The sequence below is a fragment of the Corallococcus exercitus genome (genome assembly GCF_003611585.1).
In the GTDB taxonomy this organism is placed as follows: domain Bacteria; phylum Myxococcota; class Myxococcia; order Myxococcales; family Myxococcaceae; genus Corallococcus; species Corallococcus exercitus.
On record NZ_RAVW01000499.1, the window covers coordinates 1 to 6521 of the forward strand.

Annotated in this window: 5 protein-coding genes; 4 read left to right on the forward strand and 1 reads right to left on the reverse strand. The window is 73.0% G+C overall.

Features of this window, described 5'->3' with window-relative positions; translation table 11 throughout:
• The 4 genes from D7W79_RS36920 to D7W79_RS36935 all read left to right on the forward strand — a co-directional run.
• Positions 1-1349, forward strand: a 1349-nt coding sequence (locus D7W79_RS36920; RefSeq protein ID WP_147442241.1) for a sigma 54-interacting transcriptional regulator, incomplete at its 5' end; no start/stop codon positions are given.
• A gap of 27 nt (positions 1350-1376) precedes the next feature.
• Positions 1377-1751 (forward strand): hypothetical protein, encoded by a 375-nt coding sequence (locus tag D7W79_RS36925; protein WP_167497787.1) that lies wholly within the window; start codon positions 1377-1379, stop codon positions 1749-1751.
• A gap of 140 nt (positions 1752-1891) precedes the next feature.
• Positions 1892-2260, forward strand: a complete 369-nt coding sequence (locus tag D7W79_RS36930) for a hypothetical protein (protein ID WP_244222177.1) — start codon at positions 1892-1894, stop codon at positions 2258-2260.
• 144 nt (positions 2261-2404) lie between these two features.
• The gene (locus D7W79_RS36935; RefSeq protein ID WP_120529972.1) at positions 2405-2767 is read left to right on the forward strand and encodes a hypothetical protein; all 363 of its coding nucleotides are present in this window, start codon (positions 2405-2407) and stop codon (positions 2765-2767) included.
• Positions 2768-2786: 19 nt separating this feature from the next.
• On the opposite strand, the gene D7W79_RS45950 is transcribed toward D7W79_RS36935, so the two are convergent.
• On the reverse strand, positions 2787-6458 hold the full coding sequence (locus D7W79_RS45950) for a serine/threonine-protein kinase (protein ID WP_276375536.1): 3672 nt from the start codon (positions 6456-6458) through the stop codon (positions 2787-2789).
• Positions 6459-6521: the final 63 nt, after the last annotated feature.

Genomic DNA, 6521 nt, shown 5'->3' on the forward strand with positions numbered 1-6521 from the left:
TCCAGGTGCCGGAGGGTGGGACGCCGGTGTGGGTGGGCAGCGAGCCGGTGCGCGGCGGGCGCGAGTTCCCCGCGGAGGCACTGGTGGCGGGCGTGCCGCTGGTGCTCGCCGGGCGCGTGGCGCTGCTGCTGCATCAGGCGACCGTGCGCGGTGGTGGGGCCCCGGCGGAGCTGGCGGCGCTGGGCATGGTGGGCGACAGCGAGGGCATCGTCCGCGTGCGCGAGGACGTGCTGCGCGTGGCCGACCTCCAGGTCCCCGTGCTGGTGCGGGGCGAGACGGGCACGGGCAAGGAGCTGGTGGCGAGAGCGCTCCATGCGCGGAGCCCGCGCCGCGCGGGCCCCTTCGTCAGCGTCAACCTGGGCGCCCTGTCGAAGGACCTCATCGCCTCGGAGCTGTTCGGCGCGCTGCGGGGCTCGTTCACCGGCGCCACGCGCGACCGGGAGGGCTTCTTCCGCGCCGCGCACGGCGGCACCCTCTTCCTGGACGAGGTGGCGGAGGCGCCCCCGGAGGTCCAGGCGGCGCTCCTGCGCGTGCTGGAGACGAGCGAGGTCTATCCCGTGGGTGGGCAGGCCCCCGTGCGCGTGGACGTGCGGCTCGTCACCGCCACGGACGCGGACCTGGAGGCGCGCATCCGCGACGGCCACTTCAAGGCCCCGCTGCTGCACCGGCTGGCGGGCTTTGAAATCACCGTGCCGCCGCTGCGGGAGCGCCGCGAGGACATCGCGCCGCTGTTCCTCCACTTCGCTCGCCAGGAGCTGGAGTCCACGGGCGAGGCGGGGCGGCTGAGCTCCTCGGACGCGCGCGCGGAGCCGTGGCTGCCGGCGTCGCTCGCCGCGCGGCTGGTTCGCTCCGCGTGGCCGGGCAACGTGCGCCAGCTGCGCAACGTCGCGCGGCAGCTCGTCATCGGAAGCCGGGGACTGCCCGGGCTGCGCGTGGATGCGCGGCTGGAGCAGTCGCTGGACGAAGGCGCGCTTCCCATCCCGGGTCAGCCCCTCACGGCCCAGGCGCCCTCCCCTGCCTCGGAGGACACGCCCCCGCCCTCGGAGACGCGTGCGCCCGCGCGGCGCAAGCCGTCGGACGTGAGCGAGCAGGAGGTGCTGGAGGCCCTGCGCGCCTGCGCGTGGGACCTGAAGGCCACGGCGGACTGGCTGGGCATCCCGCGCTCGTCGGTGTACGTGCTCATCGACAAGAGCTCGCTCCTGCGGACGGCTCGGGACCTGAGCCCGGAGGAGATCACCCGCTGCTTCCATGAGTGCGAGGGCGACCTGGACCGCATGGTGCAGAAGCTGGAGGTGTCCCGCCGCGCGCTCCAGCGCCGCGTGCGCGAGCTGGGGCTGGAAGGCAGCTGAAGCCGGCGCGCTGGTACGGCCACTGCAATGCCCACCGGCACCATGGCCAACAACCCCATCATCATCGACGTCTCCACGACCCCTGTCAGCTACAACCCCAGCCAGGACGTGAAGCAAGGCGACACGGTGGTCTTCACGTTGGGCAATGCCCTCCACGCCACCGCCACCATCTCGTTCCCCAACGGCACCTGCCTCACGACGTCCGGCCCGTACACGCTGGGCGGTCCCACCCTGTCGACCACGCCCCTGGTCGTGTCCCCGACGGCGGCGAAGGGGGACTATCCCTTCGAGGTGGACTTCAACAGCGGCCTGGAGTCGCAGGCCCGCAAGGGCCACGAGTGGGACCGCAAGAACGGCGGCATCGACGTGACCAGCGATCCGCCGAAGGAGGCCCGCCGGTAGGCTCCGGACGCGTCAGCTCCCGGGCGTGACGTGCCATTGACGCGTCCGGGGCTCGCGGCTCCTGTCGCGGCCGTGAAACATCCGAGGGGCGCGTTCAGGACATGCGCCCTGGCCCACGGGCTGCAATGCTGTGCGGACCTATGGCCACCATCACAGTTGACCTTTCCACGGATCCCATCAGCTACAGCCCCGGCCCGGAAGTGAAGCACGGCGACACGGTGGTCTTCTCGATGGGCAGCTACCCTGCCTCCTACACCGCCACCATCACGTTCCCCGACGGAACCTGCCTCACGACGACCAGTCCGTTCTCCCTCGGGGGCGGCGGACTGACGGCCTCCCCGAAGACCGTCTCGATGACGGCGGCAAAGGGCATCTACGACTTCACCGCGACCATCGACGACGGGACGCGCGACCGGGGCACCGACCCCCGCGGCCCCCAGGAACGGGACCGGAAGAACGGCGGCATCGATGTGACGAGCGACCCGCCGGAGGATCCCGCCAGGCGGTAGTCCGTCAGCGCCAGACACGTCAGCCCCGGACAGCGACACACCATTGACGCGTCCGGGGCACGTGTCCCCTTGCCGCGGTCGTGAAACATCCGAGCGGTGTTCACGGCCGCGCGTTGGTCCACGGTCTGCAATGCAGTGCGGCCTATGGCCAACATCACCGTGAACGTCGCCACGATGCGCGTCAGGTACAACCTCAGGACGGAAGTGAAGCACGGCGACACGGTGGTCTTCACGCTGGGCACCGCATCCGTCGCCCCCAATGCCTCCATCACGTTTCCCAACGGGACCTGCTTCACCGAGCCGGGGCCCTTCTTCCTGGGGGCCGACAACGTGATGACCCACGCGCTGACCGTCTCCGACACCGCGAAGAAGGGGGTCTATCTCTTCGAGGTGAGCATCCCCGCCAACGGAGAGCCCGGCGCCATGCAGGCCGACGGTCCTCCGTCAGGCCGCAAGAACGGCGGTATCGAAGTGATCCGCGATCCTCCGGTGGAGGTCCGCCGGTAACGAGCCGCCCGGGCCTCGCTCAGGGCGCGGGGGCGTCCGCCATGTCCCCCGATGCCGGAGCGCGGGAGCCGGCGCGAAGCGACAGCAGTCCGTCCCTCGCCGCGCGAGCCCGGACCCACCGGGGACGGGCCGCCACCACCGCGTCCGCCAGTTCCAGACCGCGCTTCAAGCCCGCCGCCGCGTCCTGCCCTTCCTGGAGGCGCCACCGCGCCCAGGCACCGTGGAGGTCCGCCGCCGCGAGCCGGTACTCCAGCCTCGGGTCGAGCTTCATTGCCTCCTCGAACGCCTGCGCCGCGCGCGTGAACTCGCCATCCGCCGCGCCATGGCCACGCGCTTGGGCCTCCACTGCCTGCACCTCGCGCGTGGAGTCGCTCCCCATGCCATGGCCACGCGCTTGGGCCTCCACTGCCTGCACCTCGCGCGTGAAGTCGCCAGCTGAAGCGCCGTGCCCCTGCGCCAGCCAGCGTGCCCGGAGGCCCGCGGCCTCCGCCAGGTAGCGCCAGGCATTGCCCAGCTTCGGGTTGAGCGCATGCGCCCGGTTCAGCGCCGTCTCCGCCTTCGCGAGGTCCGCCGCAGGGTCGTGCGCTTGCGACAGCGTCCACGCCGCCTGGCGCACCCAGGCCTTGCCCTGGTTCGCCAGGAGGTCCGCGTCGTCCGGCAGCCGCTTCAGCGCCTCCGTGTAGTCGTCCAGCGCTGCCCGGAGCGCGGCGCTGGGGTCCTCGCCCTTCTGGAGCTGGAGCTCGGCGCGGAAGACCTCCCACTCGCCCAGGTTGTTGAAGGCGAAGCCCTGCGTGGGCGCCAGGGCCCGGGCCTTCTCGAAGGACGCCTTCGCCTCGTCGAGCAGGGCCTTCGTGTCCCCGCCCTCCTCCGCGCGCAGCTCCGCCTGCCAGAACACCGCGGAACCCATCGCGTTGTGGAGCGCGGGCTGCTTCGCGTTGAGCGCCAGCCCCTGCCGGTACAGCGTCAGGGCCCGCTCCAGGTCCACGCTGACGTCCTCGCCCTTCAGGTAACGGGCGCGCGCGAGCTGCTCCGCCACCTCCGCGCCGTTGAAGCACGCGCCGAAGTTGTCCGGATTCAGCGACAGGGCCCGCGTCAGCGCGCTGTTCGCACGGCGCAGGTCGCCCGCCGCATCCGGCGCGTTCGGAAGGTCCGCCCGCTTGCGGTACGCGACGCCCAGGTTGATCCACGAGTACGGCTGCTGCTCGCTCAACTGAAGCGCCGTCTGGTACGCGGCGATGGCCTTGTCCAGGAGCGGGACCGGATCTCCCCCGCGCGCGGCCTCCGCGTCCGCCTGCCCCTGCCACGCAAGACCCAGGTTGGCGTGGAACGCGTAGTCGCGGTCCTCGTCGCGCAGCTGCTCGAAGGAGGCAATCGCGAGCTTCAGCTGCCCGCGCGGATCCGCCCCGTGCAGCTGCTGGTAGCGCGCCCACTGCCGGTGCGTGAGGGCCCGCTCCAACGGGATGCGGTCGCTCGGCGTGGCCACGGCCTCCGCGGTGCGCAGCGCGGCCAGCGACTTCTCCAGCAGCGCCTCCACGCCCTCACCGCCCTGGTTCGTGCGCTGCTCCGCGAGCCGGCGGTGGAAGCGCGCCTCCAGCACCAGCGAGCGGGCGTGGTCCGGCGCGGCGGCGAGCGCATGCGACAGCGCCTCCAGGCCCCGCTCGTAGTGCGGCAGCACGTTGCCCTCGCCGTACAGCTCCATCACCAGCGCGGCCAGCTCCAGCCGCCCCAGCACCGAGTGCACCACGGGCTGGCTCTCCGCCGTGGCGACCGCGGCGGCGTAGGCCTCACGGCTCAGCGCCAGGTCCGCCTGCGAACCCGCGCGGTCCCCGCCGTTCCAGCGGCGCATGGAGCGCGCGAGCAGGATGTCCCCGCGCAACAGCGGCGCCTCGTAGAACCACGGCGACTGCGTGCCCGGCGCGTCCAGGAGCGCCAGCGCGTCCTCCGGCCGGTCCTCGTAGAAGGCGAACAGCGCCTTCACGAACGACGGCGGCGCGGGGACGTCCGGCCCTTCCGCCTGGCGCAGGTACGCGAGCGCCGGGTCGCGGTAGCGCCCGTTCAACTCCTTGAGGCGGGCCTCGCGCTGCGCGGGGGCGCGGCGCTCCACGTCCAGCAGCAGCTGCTCGCGGTAGAGATGCCCCAGCACCTGCGCCAATGCCCACGCCACGCGGGGCTCGCGGTAGCCGTGCGCCCACGCGGCCTCCAGCTTCGCGCGCGCGCCGTCCAGGTCGTCCAGCGCGAACAGGGCGCGGCCCAGCGCGTACTCCCCGGGGCCCACCGCCTGCTCTCCCGCGCGGGCGATGTCCGCCTCCAGCGCGGCCATGCTCGCGCGCAGCGCCTCGCGGTCCTTGCGCGTGTCGTGCAGGCGCGACAGGGCGGAGTAGCGCGCCGAGGACTCGATGCGCTCCACGCGTTCGGTGAAGGCGCGGGCCAGCCGCTCGCGCTCGGCCACCTCGCCGCGCGCGAGCTGCGCCTGCGTGAGCGCGCCAGCCACCACCGCCACCACCGTGCCGCCCAGCGCCAGCGCCGCGCGGTGCTTGCGGACCTTCTTGCCCAGCCAGTAGCGCGCGCCATGGCGGGCCCGCACCGGCTCGCCCGCCAGGAAGCGCTCCAGGTCGTCGGTGAACGCGCGCACGGAGTCGTAGCGGAGGGGCCGCTCCTTCTCCAGGCACTTGAGGACCACCGCCTCCAGGTCCTCCGGGATGTCCGGCTCCAGCAGGCGCGGGCGCGGAGGCCGCTCCGACTGGAGCTTCGCGAGCACCTCCTTCTCCGTGCCGCCGGTGAAGGGGGGCTGCCCGGTGAGCAGCGCATACAGCGTCGCGCCCAGCGCGTAGACGTCCGCGCGGCGGTCCAGGCGGTGGCCCTCGCCCCGGGCCTGCTCGGGCGGCATGTAGTGCGGCGTGCCCAGCACCGCGTTCGGGGTGGTGCTGTCCTCGCGCCAGTCGCGCGCGAGCCCGAAGTCCATCACGAACGGGAGGAAGCCTCCGTCCTCCGAGCGCTCCACCAGGATGTTGCCGGGCTTCAGGTCGCGGTGGACCAGCCCCACACGGTGCGCGGCGTGCACGCCCTCCGCGGCCTGGCACAACACCCAGACGCGCTGCTCCAGCGTGAGCGAGTGGGAGAGCTGCCCCAGCGACGGCCCCTCCACGTAGCGCATGGCGATGAAGGCGTGTCCGCGCACCTCGCCGACCTCGTAGACCTCGCACACGCGCTCATGGCGCACGCGGGCCTGGGCGCGGGCCTCGGACAGGAAGCGGCGGGCCAGCTCCGGGTCCCCGTCGCGCACGAACTTGAGGGCCACGTTGCGGCGCAGCAGCGGGTCATAGGCCAGGAACACCTGTCCCATGCCGCCCTGCCCCAGGAAGCGCACGGGCTCGTAGCGGTCCCAGCCGGGCACCGGAAAGGCGGGCACGCCTTCCACGGCCAGCGAGGACGGGGCCGCCGTCGACAGCGTGGCGGCCTCCTGGATGGGGGCGCTCCCCCGGTCCGTGCGACCTTTGACCAGGTCCTGCCGCAAGAGGTCCAGGGTGTTCTCCGTCAGCCGGCCCCGTTCCTTCAAGAGCTCCAGGGGCCCGCGGTGCAGGCGGAGGGCCTCCTCGCGCAGGGCGGCCGCCTCGTCGGAGGACAGCAGCCCCTCGTCCAGCGCGAGCAGGACCTCCTCCTCGTACACCTCTTGATGGCCTGCCCCGTTCACGGACGGGAGCATACGGGGAAGGCCGGGGAACGCGGGAGCGCCGCCGGAAGGGCGCCATGGGAG

Bases quoted from the DNA above. Each gene is read 5' to 3' on its own strand.
- D7W79_RS36935 (WP_120529972.1), top strand. From the start codon at position 2,405: ATGGCCAACATCACCGTGAACGTCGCCACGATGCGCGTCAGGTACAAC.
- D7W79_RS36925 (WP_167497787.1), top strand. From the start codon at position 1,377: ATGCCCACCGGCACCATGGCCAACAACCCCATCATCATCGACGTCTCC.
- D7W79_RS36930 (WP_244222177.1), top strand. From the start codon at position 1,892: ATGGCCACCATCACAGTTGACCTTTCCACGGATCCCATCAGCTACAGC.